Below are 16,642 nucleotides of genomic sequence, written 5' to 3'. Positions count from 1 at the left end.
CTGTATCCGTGTCCGGTGGTACTGACCAGCTGTTTCGCTAACTGGCTGCTGCTGTCGTTCGCTGGCTCACCGGTTGGTCAGCCCGGGTTCCCCGGCTGGCCGAAGATGCCGCCTCGGCCGCCCCCGCCGCCGGTTCCCGTGGTCCCGGGCGGGGTGCCATTGCCGCCCGCGCCCCCGCCGCCGCCGTTGCCGCCGTTGCCGATGAAGGTGGAGTTGCCGCCGGTGCCGCCATTGCCGCCCGGGCCGCCGGGATGGGAGCTGAGGTTGTCGCCGCCGGCACCGCCGACGCCGCCGGCGCCGCCGCTGCCGAAAATGAATCCGCTGTTGCCCGCGGTGCCGCCCTGACCGCCGGCCGCACCCGCACCGGTGGTGTTGGTGCCGGCGCCGGCGGCACCGCCCGCACCGCCGCCCCCGCCGTTGCCCAGCAGGAACGTCGACGCTCCGGCACCGCCGTTGCCGCCGGCCCCGCCGGTAGCCCCGGCGACGCCGATGCCGCCGGCCCCGCCGGCGCCGCCGGACGCCCCGTCGCCATAGATGAAGCCGCTACCGCCGGCGTTGCCACCCTGGCCGCCCGCCCCGGCCGCCTTGCCGCCTCCATTGCCGCCGGAGCCACCGGAACCGCCGGCGCCGCCGTTACCGCCGCTGCCGAGGATCCGCGCGGTGCCGCCGTTGCCGCCCGCGCCGCCGTGGCCGGCCGTCGCGATCACGGTGTCGTGCCCGCCGGCGCCACCCATGCCGCCGTCTCCGCCGATGCCCCAGATCCATCCGGCATCACCACCGGCGCCGCCGGCGCCGCCGTTGCCGGATCCGGGCACCGTCACCAGCCCGGTGCCGCCAGTGCCGCCGTTGCCGCCGAAACCGAACAGCAGTCCGGCGCTGCCTCCGCTGCCACCGGCGAAGGCGTTGCCCTCGGCGACGGTCGCAATACCGTTGCTGGCCGCGCCGCCATGACCGCCACTGCCGAGCAGCCAGGACCGGCCCCCGGCGCCGCCGGCGGAGGGAATCTCGACGCCGCCGTTGCCGCCATTGCCGCCGTCGCCGAACAACACACCCCCGTTGGCCCCGGGGCGACCGGTGCCGCCGTCGCCGCCATTGCCGATCAGCAGGCCGGCCCGGCCCGCGGTTCCGCCAATGACGCCGTTGCCGCCGTCACCGCCGTTGCCGAGCAGATACGCATTCCCGCCGCCGCCGCCGATGCCGTCACCTGAGCCGCCCGTACCGCCGCCACCGCCAGCGTTACCACTGCCGAACAGGAAACCGCCGTTGCCGCCGGTGCCGCCGTTGCCGCCGATCCCGGTGGTGCTGCTCCCGCCGCTCCCGCCGACGCCACCCCGGCCGAGCAGCCAGGCGTTACCTGCCGTGCCGCCGTTGCCGGCCGTGCCGGTCAGGAAAGTGGTCGAGCCGCCGTGGCCACCGGACCCGCCGATACCGAGCAGGAACCCGGCATTGGCGCCGGCGCCGCCCGCCCCGCCGACTCCGCCCGCGCTGTTGCCGCCCGATCCGCCGGAGCCACCCTTGCCCACCAGCCAGGCATTGCCGCCGGCACCGCCGGCACCGCCGGCGCCGCTGCCGCCGAGATTGGCGCCGCCGTTACCGCCGAGCCCGCCGTTGCCGAGCAATAGGCCGCCGGCGGCTCCCGCGCCCCCGGCACCGCCGAAGCCGGTGAGGCTGCTCCCGCCGGCTCCACCGTCGCCACCCAGGCCGATCAGCACGGCCGCGCCGCCGGCCCCACCGGCTCCTGCGTCGGCGCCCGAGCTGACTCCGCCGGCGCCGCCGTGACCACCCAGGCCCAGCACCCAGGCATTGCCGCCGATTCCGCCGGCGCCAGCGGCTCCCGTGCCGAGGGCGTCGCCGCCCGCGCCGCCCGATCCTGCGATACCCAGTACGGCGTTGCCGCCCGCGCCGCCCGCGCCGCCCGCGCCGTTCATGCTGCCCTGACCGCCCGCTCCACCGGATCCGGCATTGCCTATCAACCCGGCGTTGGCCCCAGCGCCGCCGCCACCGCCGGCCCCGCTGCCCGTGGCGTTGCCGCCGGCCCCGCCGGACCCGCCCTGGCCGTACAGCAGGCCACCGCCGCCGCCGGCCGCGCCGATCCCGCCGTCGCCGCCGCTGCTGGCTCCGCCCGCTCCGCCGGCCCCTCCGTTGCCGATCAACCGGGCGACGCCGCCCGTCCCGCCGAGGCCTCCGGCACCCGCGCCGCCGGTGCTGCTCCCGCCTGCCCCGCCGGCACCGCCGTTGCCGTAGAGCCAGCCGCCGTTGCCGCCGGCCCCACCGGCACCACCGGTGCCCGTTGCCGAGATCCCGCCGGCCCCGCCGGCGCCGCCATGACCTATCAGCCCGGCCGACCCGCCGGCCCCGCCGGCGGAACCGAGCGCGCCTGAGCCCCCTCTGCCGCCATTGCCGTACAGATAGCCGCCGGGTTGACCTGCGGCGCCGGTGCCGTCGATCCCGGCGGCGCCGTCGCCGATCAACGGGCGTCCAAACAAGGTCTCGGTGGGGAGGTTGATCAGGTCGATCAGCGGCTGCAGCGGGGACGCGGCCGCGGCCTCGGCCGCACCGTAGGCGTTGGCGCCGGACGCCAGAGCCTGCATGAACCGTGCGTGGAAGTCTGCCGCCTGGGCGCTGACCAACTGGTAGGCCCGGCCGTGAGTGCCGAACAGGCCGGCGATCGCGGCCGACACCTCGTCCTGGGCCGCGGCCACCAGGGCGGTGGTGGAGGTCGCCGCGCTCGCGTTGGCCCGTTCCAACGTGGCGCCCAGACCGGCCAGATCCGACGCCGCGCCCGACAGCACATCCGGCGATGCAACTAAGTACGACATGGGAACCGCCCGCTAGCTAGGTCACGACCTCAGAGGTCGTGGATGTGTCCCCCGGTCATGTTGATCGGCTAAGCCGATACGAACGATAGCGGGCTTTGGTCCAAAACAAACTATATTTACGTCAAATAGCGCCTAAGGCATTCGAATAGTCTTCGGCGGCCGCTCCCAACCGCACGGTGATGCGCTCTCGTGCCGGTTGACGTGATGCCGGTCCGGGACGGTCGCAATACTTCTGACCACCGGTACCACACCATGACTACGCTGCGCGGATGGCGCCTTCGCAGGACGGATCGCAGGCCCCCCATGACCGTCCGGCGGCGACTGCGAGCAACCATGGTGGGGTGAGTTCGGTACCGGTTTCCTGCGCCAGCACCTGCGCGCGCGAGTGGGCGAGCAGCGGGCTGGCTTACCTGACCGGTGTGCCCGACGGTCCGCCCGACTTCTCCCGCGCCAATCTGCTCGGACCCGCCCGGCGGATCGCGCCGGACGCGGCGAGCCTGCTGACCGGGCGGGCCGGGTTGCTCGGCCTGACCCGCGCCGGCCGGGTGTCAGCCGGTGGTGCCAGCCGGCTGCTGGCGACACGCGACGGGTGGTGTGCGGTCACACTTTCCCGCGCCGACGACGTCGACGCGGTTCCCGCGCTGGTGTCCGCGGACGCGACCACCGACCCGTGGCTCGCGCTGCAGCGCTGGACGGCGAGCCGCCGCTCGGCAGAGGTCACCGAGCGCGCGGCGCTGCTCGACATTCCCGCGGCGGCCCTCGGGGAGACCACCGCCGCACCGCCGCGGATCCTTCGGAGCGCACCGCGCAGACCGCCACGGGGTCCCGCCGGGTTGCTGGTGGCCGACCTGTCCGCAATGTGGGCGGGCCCGCTGTGCGGGTCATTACTGGCCCGCGCCGGGGCCACCGTGGTGAAGGTGGAGAGTCCCGCCCGGCCCGACGGCACCCGTGCCGGCAACCGGGCGTACTTCGATTGGATCAATGGCGGCAAGCTGTCCTGCTGCTTCGATTTCGAGCGGCAGTCCGACGAATTGCGTGATTTGCTGGCGGTTGCCGACATCGTGATCGAGGGCTCCCGGCCCGAGGCGCTGGCGCGCCGACGGCTGGGACCTGACGATATCGGCGCGCGGCCGGGCCGGGTGTGGTTGCGGATCACCGGTCATGGCGGGCACTCCCGGCGGCCGGCGTTCGGTGACGACGCCGCAGTGGCCGGGGGGCTGGTCGGTGCCGGTCCGGTGTTCTGCGGGGATGCCATCGCCGACCCGCTGGCCGGGCTGCAGGCCTACCGGGCGGTGCTGGATTCGCTGGCGCGCGGCGGCGGAGAGGTCATCGAGGTCGCCATGGCCGCGGTCGCCGCGACCTACGCCGCGCTGCCGACCGGTCCGGTGCAGTGCGACCAGGCGGCGCTGCCGCCGACCGCGCCCCACGCGGCCCACCCGGCCGCTGCGCTCGGCGCCGACAACGCGAGAGTACGCCACCTGATTACCGAAAGACATTGCCGGTCATGCTGATTCAGCGGGCCACCCTGCTGGACGGGACCAGCACCGACATCCGCGTCGGGGCGCGGATCGAAGAAGTGCGACCGGGCCTGACCCCGCGGCGCGGCGAGGGTGTGCTCGACGCGGGGGGCGGCACCGTGCTGCCGGGTTTGCACGACCACCACGTGCACCTGCATTCGGCGGCGTCGGCGCTGGATTCGTTGTCCGTCGGCCCTCCCGCCGTGCGAACGAAAGATCAACTGGCACAGGCACTGTCAACCGCAGTGCCGGGCCCTGACGGCTGGATCCGCGCCGTCGGCTACCACGAATCGGTTGCCGGCGAGCTCAACCGGACCAACTTGGATGAGGTCCTTGCCCATGTTCCCGTCCGGGTCCAGCACCGTTCCGGGGTGTTGTGGATGCTCAATTCGGCGGCGTTGGGACGCGTCGGTCTCGCCGGTCACCCCGACGGCCGCCTGCGCAGCGCCGATCCCTGGTCGCAGGCGCTGGCGCGGCGGGAAACCGATCTGGCCGAACTGAGCCGGCGCATCACCGCCAACGGTGTCACCGGCGTTACCGACGCCACTCCCGACCTGGACGTCGAAGGCCTGGTGTCGTTGATGATGGCGCATCGCGGCGGCGAATTCCGGCCTGGTGTGCGGGTGCTGGTGCCGGGCAAGAAGATCCTGCACGACGACCGTCTGGACCTCGAGGCCCTGACGCAGTGGATCGGCGACCGCCACCGCCTCGGTCAGCCGGTCGCCGTGCACTGCGTGACGGCGGCCCAGCTGCTGGTGACCATCGCCGCGCTGCGGGCGGCCGGCAGCCATCCGTTCGACCGCATCGAACACGCCGCGGTGGTGGCAGATGACGACCTTGTCGACCTTGCCGAACTGGGCGTCACCGTGGTGACGCAGCCCAACTTCATCGCCGAGCGCGGTGATCAGTACCTCGATGAGGTGTCCGCCGATGAACGTCACCAGTTGTGGCGGGTCGCCTCGCTGCTGGCTGCGAACATCCCGGTAGCCCTGTCCACCGATATGCCATTCGGTGACGGCGACCCGTGGGCGGCGATGCGCGCCGCGGTATCCCGTACCACGCCCAGCGGTGCGGTGCTCAACAGCAGCGAATGTGTTTCGCCGCGAACGGCTTTGACCATGTTCCTGGGCTGGTCGGATAGGCCGGACCGACCGCGCACGGTAGAGATCGGCGAGCCCGGGGATCTGTGTGTGCTGTCGGAGCCGCCCGCCGTGGTGCTGGCCGAGCTGGATGCGGCGCTGGTCGCGGCCACACTGATCAAAGGCGAACTCGTCTACTTCGCCATGTGACTCGTCAGCGCCGTCCGCAACACGTCGCACTGCAAGCCGAAAAAGCGTTGTGACACCGGGGCTTTCGCCGCCACCAGGTCAAAGCCGTGGAACGCCCCCGCAATCACGTCCAATCGACACGGCACGCCGGCCTCGATCAGCCGCCGGGCGTATTCGACATCCTCGTCATGGAACAGGTCGTGAGTGCCGACGCCGATCCACGCCGGCGGCAGGCCGGTCAGGTCGGTGCGGCGGGCCGGCACCGCCACCGCCGGATCGGCACCGCCCAGATAGGACCTCCAGCCGAACTCGTTGGCACGCGGATCCCACAACCGGTGGTTGGGGTCGGGCGGCGCGGCGGCACTGCGGTCGTCGAGCATGGGATAGGTCAGCAGCTGAAAGGCCGGCCGCACGTCACCCCGGTCGCGCGCCAGCAGCGCCAGGGCGGCGGCAAGGCCGCCGCCGGCACTGGCCCCGCCGATCGCCACGCGGGCCGAATCAACCGCCGGCAGCGCGGTCAGCCAGGTCAGCGCCGCATAGCAATCCTCCAGCGGGGCCGGATAGGGATGCTCGGGCGCCAATCGGTAGTCCACCGAGGCGACCGTGATGCCGAGCGCCTTGCTGAATCTGCGGCACAGCGCGTCGTCCTGTTTGGCCGAACCGATCACGTATCCGCCACCGTGCATCCACAACAGCGCGGGTCCGGGTCCGTCGACGCCGGTGGGCCGGTACAGCCGTACCCCGGTGCCCGACGTCAGGGTGAGCACCTCGACGTCACGCGGCGTCCGGCGCAGCGTCGTCAGCGCGCTCAGCCGGCGTATCAGCGGCAGGGCGCGGGGATCGACGAGGCGGCGCGGCGCAAGGCGCGCGATCCGGCGCAGATCGGGATGGACATCGTGGTTCGCGTCGACCGGCACGCACCCAGTATGTAATCCGGTCCCATCCCCCCGCCGCTCGGCATCGAATGTTTGAGGGTGAACCTTTTCGTGGACGCCGAGCGTAACTCTTGACAGCACTGGTGTAGTGGACACGGGATCGGGGTACCGATGGAACGGTAGTTGGGCGCGGTTTTGCCAGCGGCCGCTGCGCGTTCGCGCAACGTGGTCGATCACGATGCGAGGAGCGTGGAGATGCTGGGCCATCTGTATGAGCGGGCGCTCGTGGGCGAGCGGTGCTGGATCCGTCACGACGACGGCGAGGTGCGTCCGCTGCCGGCCCATCGCTGGCTGAACGGCGCAGATCGCGTTGCCGGGGAGAATTCCGGAGAACGGGCTCGCGACGAAGCGTTCGATGAGGCCGTGGCCCAGATGTGCAGCGGTCCGACCATCGAGTTGGGCTGCGGACCGGCGCGACTGGTGGCGCGGCTGGTGCGGCGGGGCATACCAGCGCTGGGCATCGACCGCTCGGCGACCGCGATCCAACTGGCCAGCCGCGGTGGTGCTCCGGCGCTGCTGGGTGACGTTTTCGAACCGCTGCCCGGTACGGGCAGCTGGCGGACGGTACTGCTGGTCGACGGCAACGTCGGCCTCGGTGGTGATCCCCGGCGCATCCTGGGCAGGGCCGCTGAGTTGCTGGGCCGGGGCGGATGTTGCCTGGCCGAGTTCGACAACCGCGCGATCGGCGTCCAGGGCAGGTGGGTTCGGCTGGAGTCCGGCCACGAGGTGGGACCCTGGTTCCGCTGGGCGTCGGTGGGTGTGGACAGCGCCGCCTCGCTTGCCGCGCAAGTTGGCCTAACGCTTACCGGCGTGCGAATGATCGGCGGGAGGGTGATCGCAACGCTGGCCGCGTTGTGAAAGCCGCGGCATCTCGTTTCAGCAGCCCACTACGCGGCCCGTGGCTGACGTCGGTGTTCGGGCTGGTGCTGCTGGTTTCCCTGCCCGTCGTCATCGTCACCGGCCTGCTGTCCTACATCGCGTACGCGCCCCAGTTCGGTCAGGCCATCCCTGCCGACGTCGGCTGGCTGAGGCTGCCGCTGTTCACCCTGTCCACCCGGCTGACCAGGGGCTGCGCGTGGGTCTGAGCCTGCTGATCATCCCGGTGGTGCTGGCCAAGCTGTGGTCGGTGATCCCGAAGCTGTTCGCCTGGCCGCCGGCGCGCTCGGTCGCTCAGCTGGCCGAGCGAGTGTCTTTGCTCATGCTGGTCGGTGGCGTGCTGTTCGAAATCGTCACGGGTGTACTCAACATCCAGTACGACTACATCTTCGGGTTCAGCTTCTACGACGATCTTCGGAGCCTGGGTGTTCATCACCGGCTTTTTGATGCACATCGCGCTCAAGATTCCGCTGATGATCACCGGTCTGCGCTCATTGTCCCTGCGAGAAGTGTTGCGCACCAATACAACCGACACTCGCCCACGCCGCGTGACGACACCGGGCTGGTGGCCGCCGAGCCCGCCGCGCCAACGATGAGCCGGCGCGGGGCGCTGGGATTGGTCGGCAGCGGCGTGTTGCTGCTCGCGGTGCTGACCGTGGGCCAGACCCTCGGCGGGCCCGCGCGCGGCATCGCGTTGCTGCTGCCCAGAGGGAGGGCCGCGACTTTCCGGTCAACGACGCGGTCATCTCGCGGGTGCTGGGGCGCCAGTCGCGGTCCGGCAAGCCAAAAGTGCCGCTGCGCAACTACATTCGCGTCCCGGCCCTGGCCGCCGGGCTGACCCTGGTGATCTTTCTGCCCGGCATCATCGAGCAGGGCGCCGACACATATCACGCCGCGACCGGCCAGACGCAGCAACCGTTTTTCGGGCGATGGCTGTTGCTGGTCGCCGCGCTGTTCGCCGGCCGTTCCGTCGCCTATGCCGGCCGCCTCGTTCTGATGTGCCGGCGGATCCCGCAACCAGAGAAAGAAACCGGATAATGCTGGGTTACCACCGGCCGGCACGGGTACGCTCCCCTGCATGACGGCGACCGGACAGTCCAAATCCTGCGTCGAACGGATGCTGCGGGCCGGTCCTGCCGATTACCTGCTGGCGCTCAGCCGTGCCGGAGCCTCCCTGCCGCTGGTGGGCAAGCGGCTGGAACCGCTGGGGACGGTCGCCGCGATGAGCGTGTGGGGCATGCGCTTCGCCCCCGAACTGGTGTCCGCCTCGGCCCGCGGCCGCTTCGCTCCGGGCAGCGGTGAACTGCGACGCCGCGAGCGCGACAGCACCAACGAAGTGTCCATCGCAGCGCTGCGAGGCACCGTCTCGCCGGAGGAACTGGACGCCGAGTGGCCCGCGGCCAACTCCACGCCGCCGTTCTGGGAGGCGCTGCGCCGCAGCAAGTACCTGCACCGCCGTGGCGTGCACTACGGGGACAAACCGGTCCAGACGCTCGATGTCTGGCGCCGCAGGGACCTGCCCGCCGAACCCGCCCCGGTGCTGATCTTCGTGCCCGGCGGAGCCTGGGTGCACGGCAGCACCCAGATGCAGGGCACCGCGCTGATGTCACGGCTGGCCGAGCAGGGCTGGGTGTGCCTGGCGATCAACTACCGGGTGTCGCCGCAGCACCGGTGGCCGCGGCACATCACCGACGTCAAGACCGCCATCGCGTGGGCCCGCGCCAATGTCGACAGGTTCGGCGGCGACCGGAACTTCGTTGCGGTCGCCGGTTGTTCGGCCGGCGGACACCTGGCGGCGCTGGCCGGGCTGACCGACGACGACCCGAACTATCATGCGACGCTGCCCGAGGGGGCGGACAGCTCGGTGGATGCGGTGGTCGGCATCTACGGCCGCTACTGCTGGGAGGACCGGTCCACGCCCGAGCGGGAACGGTTCGTCCAGTTCCTCGAGCGCATTGTGGTCCAGCGGTCCATCACGCGGCACCCCGAGGTCTTCCGCGACGCGTCGCCGATCGCCCGGGTGCACCGAAATGCCCCGCCGTTCTTGGTGATTCACGGCAGTCGGGACAGCGTGATCCCGGTGGCGCAGGCGCGCAGCTTCGTCGAGCGGCTTCGCTCGGTCTCGGCGTCGCTGGTCGGTTATGTGGAGCTGCCAGGCGCGGGCCACGGCTTCGACATGCTCGACGGGCCACGGGCGGGTGCGATGGCCCACGCCACCGCGTTGTTCCTCAACCAGGTGCACCGCACCCGGACACAGTTCGCCAAAGAGGTCATCTGAGCGCGACCCGCTTGTAAGGTCGCGCTATGGGTAGGGGAGTGCGGTGAAGCGGCTCAGCGGCTGGGATGCGGTGCTGCTGTACAGCGAGGCGCCGAACGTGCACATGCACACCATCAAGGCGGCCGTCATCGAATTGGACCCGGAGCGACGGGGTTTCACCATCGATGCGTTCCGTCAGGTCATCGCGGGGCGGATGGACAAGCTCGTCCCACTGGGCTACCAACTGGTCAACGTCCCGTACAAGTTCCACCACCCGATGTGGCGGGAGAACTGTGAGGTCGACTTCGACTATCACATCAGGCCCTGGCGCCTGCCCGCCCCGGGCGGGCGCCGTGAACTCGACGAGGCGATCGGTGAGATCGCCAGCACGCCGCTCGATCGCGCCCACCCGCTGTGGGAGATGTATTTCGTCGAGGGGCTGGCCAACGACCGCATCGCGGTGGTGCTCAAGATCCACCACGCGCTGGCGGACGGCGTCGCCTCGGCGAACCTGATGGCGCACGGCATGGACCTGGTGCCGACAGCGCAGCAAGCGTCCTACACACCCGATCCGGCCCCCACCCGTCGGGAGCTGATGACCACCGCGTTCGTCGACCACCTGCGTCATATCAAGCGCATTCCGGGCACGATCGCGTATACGGCGCAAGGCATTCGGCGGGTGCGGCGCAGCTCCCGCAAGCTCTCACCTGAGCTGACGATGCCATTCACTCCGCCGCCGACCTTCATGAACCACATGCTCACCCCGCAGCGCCGGTTCGCCACCGCCACGCTGGCGCTGGCCGACGTGAAGGAAACCGGCAAGAAGCTCGGCGCGACGATCAACGACATGGTGCTGGCCATGTCCAGCGGCGCGTTGCGCAGCCTGCTGTTGCGCTACGACGGCAGGGCGGTTCCGCTGCTGGCGTCGGTGCCCGTCAGTTTCAACTTCGACCCGCAACGGATCTCGGGTAATTACTTCAGCGGGATGATGGTGGCGCTGCCGTGCGACCTGGATGACCCGCTGGACAGGGTGCGCGCCGCGCACGACAACGCGGCCCTGGCCAAGGAAAGCCATCAACTGCTCGGACCCGAGCTGATCAGCCGCTGGGCCGCTTACTGGCCGCCGTCGGGGACCGAAGCCATGTTCCGCTACCTGGCCGGGCGCGACGGGCAGAACAAAGTCCTCAACCTGAACATCTCCAACGTCCCCGGTCCCAGAGAACGCGGCCGGGTCGGCGGTGCGCTGGTCACCGAGATCTACTCGGTGGGTCCGCTGACCGCGGGCAGCGGCCTGAACATCACCGTGTGGAGCTACGTCGATCAACTCAACATCTCGGTGCTGACCGACGGCGCCACCCTCGACGACCCGCACGAGGTGACCGAGGCGATGATCGCTGAGTTCGTCGAAATACGCAGGGCTGCGGGGTTATCCGAAAAGCTGGCCGTCGTCTCGGAGGCGATGGCTCAGGCCTGACGCAAGGCCGGAAAACGGGGCCGTACGATCGGCACTGTGAGCGACGAAGCTAACGCCGAACCCGAGGTCCTGGTCGAAAAGCGGGACCGGATCCTGGTCATCACCATCAACCGCCCCAAAGCCAAGAACGCGATCAACGCCGCGGCCAGTCAGGGCCTGGCCGACGCCATGGATCGTCTCGACGACGACGCCGATCTCTCGGTGGCGATCCTGACCGGCGCCGGCGGCTCCTTCTGTGCAGGCATGGACCTCAAGGCTTTCGCCCGGGGGGAGAACGTCGCGATCGCCGGGCGGGGTTTGGGCTTCACCGAACGCCCGCCCGCCAAGCCGCTGATCGCCGCGGTGGAGGGCTACGCGCTGGCCGGCGGTACCGAATTGGCGCTGGCCACGGATCTGATTGTGGCGGCGAAGAATTCGGCGTTCGGCATTCCGGAGGTCAGGCGCGGTCTGGTGGCCGGTGGTGGTGGGTTGCTGCGGCTTCCCGAGCGCATCCCCTACGCGATAGCCATGGAGCTGGCCCTGACCGGTGACCAGCTGTCCGCCGAGCGCGCACACGAGCTGGGCCTGGTCAATGTGCTGGCCGAACCCGGCGGGGCCCTGGACGCCGCGATCGAGCTGGCCGAGAAGATCACCGCCAACGGTCCGCTGGCGGTGGCCGCCACCAAGCGGATCATCACCGAATCCCGGGGCTGGACATTGGAAGAGCGGTTTGCCAAGCAGATCGAGATCCTGGCGCCGATCTTCATGTCCAACGACGCCAAGGAGGGCGCGATCGCCTTCGCCGAGAAGCGCCCGCCGCGCTGGACGGGCACCTGAGCGGTCAGGCCGACCCGATCGACCATGGGTTACACTGGGGCCAGTTTTTGTAAAGGCCGGGGATCCTAGAGGGATCGAGTAATGAGCGTTTCGCTGCTGCTGGAGATGGCCGCGTCGGGCAACCCCGCGCGCACGGCCGTTGTTTCGGGTGACCTGCGGTTGACGACGCAGCAGCTCAGCGATCTGGCCGACGGCGGCGCGGGCGTGCTGGCGACCTCAGGTGCCCGCCATGTCGTGTACGTCGGCGCCGGCGGCGTGCTGCTGCCGCTGCTGATCTTCGCCTCGGCGCGGGCCGGGCTGCCGTTCACCCCGATCAACTACCGGCTCTCGGCCGACGGCATCCAGGCATTGATTCACCGGTTGCCCGACCCGCTGGTGGTCGCCGACGACCGGTACCGGGACGTGATCGGCGACCCGCGCGCCCTGAGTTCCGGGGAGTTCCTCGCGCTCGCTCAGACCGCCGAAACCGCAGGGGAGTTCGCCGATCCGGACTCGGTGGCGGTGACGCTGTTCACCTCCGGCACCACGTCGGCGCCCAAGGCGGTCGAACTCACCCACCACAACCTGACCAGCTACATCACCGAAACCGTCGAATTCGACTCGGCGGCACCGGATGACGCCGCGCTGATCTGTGTGCCGCCCTATCACATCGCCGGGGTGGGCGCCGCGCTGTCCAACCTGTACGCCGGCCGAAAGATGGTGTATCTGCCCAACTTCGATCCCCACGAATGGGTGCGGCTGGCCAATGATGAGCGGGTCACCACCGCGACCGTGGTGCCGACCATGCTGGACCGCATCGTCAGTGTGCTGGAGACCGGCGAGCACAAGCTGACCGCGCTGCGCAACCTCGCCTATGGCGGCTCCAAAGTGGGCCTGCCGCTGGTCCGCCGGGCGCTGGAACTGTTGCCGGACGTCGGCTTCGTCAACGCCTACGGCCTCACCGAAACCAGCTCGACCATCGCCGTGCTGACACCCGACGACCACCGCGCCGCGCACTCGGCCCCCGATGCCGCGGTTGCCAGGCGGCTGGGCTCCGTCGGCCGGCCGGTGCCGGGCATCGAGCTGGAGATCCGCGGCCAGGACGGCACCGTGCGGGGTCCGGGGGAGACGGGCGAACTGTTCGTGCGCGGCCAGCAGGTGTCCGGCCGCTACGCCGGGATCGGCTCGGTTCTCGACGAAAACGGTTGGTTCGCAACCAAAGACATCGCCATGATCGACGAGGACGGCTACCTGTTCATCGGCGGCCGCAGCGACGACACCATCATCCGCGGCGGTGAGAACATCGCTCCCGCCGAGCTGGAGGAGGTGCTCATCGAGCATCCGCAGGTGCGCGACGTCGCCGTGGTCGGGGTCGAGGATCCGCAGTGGGGCCAGGCGATTGTCGCCGTGGTGGTACCGATGCGCGGCGTCGACCCCGACCCCGACGAACTGCGGGAGTATGTGCGGCGGAGTTTGCGAGGGTCACGCACGCCGGACCGAGTAGTGTTTCGCGACGAGCTGCCGACCACCGCCACCGGCAAGGTACTTCGCCGGGAGATCATCGAGAACCTAGCAGGGGCGCAATCATGATTAAGAACGGAACTCGCCTGGCCAGCCAGGTGTGTGACACCCAAGTCATCGTCGTCCGTAGTGCCGATAGCCTCGACGACCTGCGCTGCGGGGGCGCACCGATGGTGGAGATCGGCGCGCCGCGTTCCGGCGAGCTGGACCCTGCGTTCGCCGACGGCAGCGTGATGGGTAAGCGTTACGTGGACGAGAGCGGCGCTGAAGTCCTGGTGACCAAGCCGGGTGCGGGCAGCCTGAGCGTCGGTGCGACGAAGCTGGCGCTCAAAGAGGTCAAGCCGCTGCCGGCCAGCGACTGATCCGCCGGCGCCGATGCCCCCAAGCACCCCCGTCGGCATCCTGTAGTCAGGAAGACACCAATTCTGGCTTTTGCGGATAAATCCGCACAGCCTAGGATTCGGTCAGTGCCAGGAGGTGCGTCTATGTCGTCTGTGCTCGCAGCCCCGCAATCGCTTGCCACGGCGGCGTCGGATCTGGCCAATCTCAGGGCAACGATCGAGGCGGCCGACGCCGCGGCGGCGGGTGCGACGACGAGGGTGGCCTCGGCCGCCGCGGATGAGGTGTCGGGGGCCATTGCCGCGCTGTTCGCTCAGCACGGTCAGGCCTACCAGGCGCTGGGCCTACAGGCCGGGGCGTTCCATGACCGGTTCGTGCACGCGTTGGGTGCGGCCGCAGGGGTGTATGCGAGCGCGGAGACCTTCAATGTGGAGCAGTTGTTGCTGGGTGTGATCAATGCACCCACCCAGGCGCTGTTGGGTCGGCCGTTGATCGGTGATGGGGCCAGTGGTGGGCCGGGTCAGCCGGGCGGGGCGGGAGGGCTGTTGTTCGGTAGTGGCGGCCGGGGTGGGGACGGCACGGCCGCCGGGGTGGCCGGTGGAGCGGGTGGTGCCGCCGGGTTGATCGGCAACGGCGGGGCCGGCGGGGCCGGCGGGCCGGGCGCGGCCGGTGGGGCCGGTGGGGCCGGCGGCTGGTTGTACGGCAATGGCGGGGTCGGTGGGGCCGGCGGGCCGGGCGCGGCGGCCGGGTTCGCAGGTGGAACGGGTGGGGTCGGCGGCAGCAATGGCTGGTTAGGTGGTGCCAGTGGGGCCGGGGGCGTGGGCGGCGTCGGTGGCGTCGCCAGTACCGGCGGTGTGGGCGGGGTCGGTGGCGTGGGTGGGGCTGGCGGGGTGAATCGGGCGCTGTTGGGGTGGGCCGGTGGGCCCGGTGGGGCGGGTGGGGCGGGTGGGGCCGGATTTGTCGGGGCCGCGGGGATCGACGGTGGTGGCCCTGCTGGTGGGGGCGGTGGCCCCGGCGGTCTCGGGGGCGTCGGGGGTCCCGGTGGAGCCGGCGGGGTCAACCAGGCGCTGCTGTTCGGCGCCGGCGGTTTGGGCGGGCCCGGCGGTCAGGGCGGGTCCGGGGGGAGCGGTGGCACCGGCGGTAGTGGGCTCGGCTTCGGGGTGGCCGGCGGCGGCGGGGGGCACGGCGGAACCGGGGGCGCGGGCGGGCTGGCGGGTGCCGGTGGCGCCTCCGGGGTGTTCGGCACCGCGGGTCACGCGGGCGCGGGCGGCACCGGCGGGACCGGAGGTGGCGGTGGCGCGGGTGGGGCCGGCGATGTCGGCAAAGCCGGCGGGACGGGTCTTGCTGGCGGGGTGGGCGGCACCGGCGGGCTCGGCGGGGCCGGGGGCGGCGGTATCGCCGGCGGTGCCAACGGCGTCGGTGGGGTCGGCGGTAGCGGGGGCACCGGTGGCGCGGGTGGGAACGGCGCGGCCGGAGTAAGCGGAATCGGCGGTAACGGCGGTATCGGTGGGGCCGGCGGGCAGGCCGGCGCAGGCGGGGCCGCGGGCACCGGCGGGATCGGCGGCGTCGCGGGCAGCGCCGGGGTGGGCGGCACCGGCGGTAACGGCGGTGGCGGCGGTCAGGGCGCCGCGGGCGGCTCCGGAAACGGCTTTAGCGGCGGAACCGGCGGCAACGGTGGAGCCGGTGGTGCCGGTGTCGGCGGAGTCAACGGCGGCGACGGCGGCGTCGGCGGCACCGGCGGACAAGGCGGCAACGGCGCGCCGGGGAGCAACATCGGTATTGACGGCGGTAACGGGGGTAACGGCGGCAACGGCGGCATCGGCGGAGCCGCCGTCGACGGTGGCAACGCCGGCAACGGTGGTAGTGGTGGCAACGCCGGCAACGGCGGCAAAGGCGGCGACGGCCGTCCTGGCGGGGCCGCCGGCAGCGGCGGCGCCGGTGGCAACGGCGGCGGCGGTGGTGCCGCATCCGGCGGCGGTAACGGCGGCAACGGTGGTAATGGCGGCGACGCCGGCAAAGGCGGCAACGGCGGTTTGAGCGTCAACGGCAACGGCGCTGCCGGCGGCACCGGCGGGAACGGCGGCACCGGCGGCAGTGCGACCGGCGGCGGCGATGGCGGCACTGGCGGCATGGGCGGCACCGGCGGTAGCGGCGGCAACGGCGGCAACGGCAACGGTGCAAGCGGCGGCAACGCCGGCGCCGGCGGGAAGGGCGGCGCCGGCGGCAGTGCCACCGGCGGCGGCGATGGCGGCACCGGCGGTAACGGGGGGACCGGAGGCGGCAATGGCGGCAATGGCGGCACCGGCTTCTCAGATGCTGCTGGTAACGGCGGACCCGGCGGAACCGGCGGCAACGCCGGCAACGGCGGCGCCGGCGGCCAGGGCGGCGCCGCCATCGGCGGCGGCAACGCCGGCGCGGGCGGCAATGGCGGCAACGCCGCGGTCAACGGCCAAGGCGGCAGCGGGGGTAACGGCGGCACCGGTGCCGCCGGCGGCACCGGCGGCACCGGTGGCGCGGGCGGCACCGGCGGTAACGGGGGCAACGCCACCCCAGGCGTCGGCGGCACTGTCGGCGCCGGCGGCAACGGCGGTGCCGGTGGCAGCGGCAACGCCGGCGGCAAGGGCGGCAATGGCACTATCGGTTCCCGTGGCCCCCTCCCCCCCGGCGGCGCCGGCGGCGCCGGCGGCGCCGGCGGGGATGGCGGGAACGGCGGCACCGGCTCGCCCGTCGGCATCGGCGGTGCGGGCGGCACCGGTGCCGGGGGCGGTCCCGGCGGTACGCCCGACGGTGCCCCAGGCGGCACCGGCGGCAACGGAAAAGCAGGCCAAAACGGGTGAACCG

At 71.7% G+C, this 16,642-nt stretch carries 11 protein-coding genes and 2 pseudogenes; 11 read left to right on the top strand and 2 right to left on the bottom strand.

The window, feature by feature from the left end:
* Positions 1-77: 77 nt before the first annotated feature.
* Entirely contained in the window at positions 78-2,819 is a 2,742-nt protein-coding gene (locus tag ACX9NE_RS20290) for a PE family protein (RefSeq protein WP_459362741.1), read from the bottom strand.
* 341 nt (positions 2,820-3,160) lie between these two features.
* Between ACX9NE_RS20290 and ACX9NE_RS20285 the strand changes: the two genes are divergently transcribed.
* Both ACX9NE_RS20285 and ACX9NE_RS20280 read left to right on the top strand, forming a co-directional pair.
* A complete protein-coding gene (locus tag ACX9NE_RS20285) occupies positions 3,161-4,330 on the top strand; it encodes a CoA transferase (RefSeq protein ID WP_459362742.1) in 1,170 nt (389 codons plus the stop codon).
* The gene (locus ACX9NE_RS20280; protein ID WP_459362743.1) at positions 4,324-5,625 is read left to right on the top strand and encodes an amidohydrolase family protein; all 1,302 of its coding nucleotides are present in this window, start codon (positions 4,324-4,326) and stop codon (positions 5,623-5,625) included. Before ACX9NE_RS20285 ends, ACX9NE_RS20280 begins: the two co-directional genes overlap by 7 nt.
* Here the strand turns inward: ACX9NE_RS20280 and ACX9NE_RS20275 are convergent.
* On the bottom strand, positions 5,610-6,521 hold the full coding sequence (locus tag ACX9NE_RS20275) for an alpha/beta hydrolase (protein ID WP_459362744.1): 912 nt from the start codon (positions 6,519-6,521) through the stop codon (positions 5,610-5,612). The two genes, ACX9NE_RS20280 and ACX9NE_RS20275, sit on opposite strands and share 16 nt — an antisense overlap.
* Before the next feature lie 213 nt (positions 6,522-6,734).
* On the opposite strand from ACX9NE_RS20275, the gene ACX9NE_RS20270 reads away from it, so the two are divergent.
* The 9 genes and pseudogenes from ACX9NE_RS20270 (at position 6,735) to ACX9NE_RS20230 (ending at position 16,638) form a co-directional block, all read left to right on the top strand.
* Entirely contained in the window at positions 6,735-7,397 is a 663-nt protein-coding gene (locus ACX9NE_RS20270; protein WP_459362745.1) for a class I SAM-dependent methyltransferase, read from the top strand.
* Positions 7,394-8,139, top strand: a pseudogene (locus tag ACX9NE_RS20265) (molybdopterin-dependent oxidoreductase); the annotation flags it as partial. The gene ACX9NE_RS20270 and the pseudogene ACX9NE_RS20265, both read left to right, overlap by 4 nt.
* Positions 8,140-8,204: 65 nt before the next feature.
* A pseudogene (locus ACX9NE_RS20260) lies at positions 8,205-8,453 on the top strand (hypothetical protein); the annotation flags it as partial.
* Between the two features lie 40 nt (positions 8,454-8,493).
* Positions 8,494-9,693, top strand: coding sequence for an alpha/beta hydrolase fold domain-containing protein (locus tag ACX9NE_RS20255; RefSeq protein ID WP_459362746.1), 1,200 nt, complete (start codon positions 8,494-8,496; stop codon positions 9,691-9,693).
* Between the two features lie 43 nt (positions 9,694-9,736).
* Positions 9,737-11,146 carry a WS/DGAT/MGAT family O-acyltransferase gene (locus tag ACX9NE_RS20250; RefSeq protein WP_459362747.1) on the top strand — a complete coding sequence of 470 codons (1,410 nt, stop codon included), beginning with the start codon at positions 9,737-9,739 and terminating at the stop codon, positions 11,144-11,146.
* A gap of 36 nt (positions 11,147-11,182) precedes the next feature.
* A complete protein-coding gene (locus ACX9NE_RS20245) occupies positions 11,183-11,962 on the top strand; it encodes a crotonase/enoyl-CoA hydratase family protein (protein ID WP_459362748.1) in 780 nt (259 codons plus the stop codon).
* A gap of 81 nt (positions 11,963-12,043) precedes the next feature.
* Entirely contained in the window at positions 12,044-13,531 is a 1,488-nt protein-coding gene (locus ACX9NE_RS20240) for a class I adenylate-forming enzyme family protein (RefSeq protein ID WP_459362749.1), read from the top strand.
* A complete protein-coding gene (locus ACX9NE_RS20235) occupies positions 13,528-13,824 on the top strand; it encodes a hypothetical protein (RefSeq protein WP_459362750.1) in 297 nt (98 codons plus the stop codon). Before ACX9NE_RS20240 ends, ACX9NE_RS20235 begins: the two co-directional genes overlap by 4 nt.
* A 123-nt stretch (positions 13,825-13,947) precedes the next feature.
* Positions 13,948-16,638, top strand: a complete 2,691-nt coding sequence (locus ACX9NE_RS20230) for a PE family protein (protein ID WP_459362751.1) — start codon at positions 13,948-13,950, stop codon at positions 16,636-16,638.
* The last annotated feature ends 4 nt before the right edge of the window (positions 16,639-16,642 follow it).

Source organism: Mycobacterium sp. ML4, from assembly GCF_054515735.1.
Note: the sequence above shows the minus strand (reverse complement) of the source record. Positions and strands in the feature narration are given on the sequence as shown.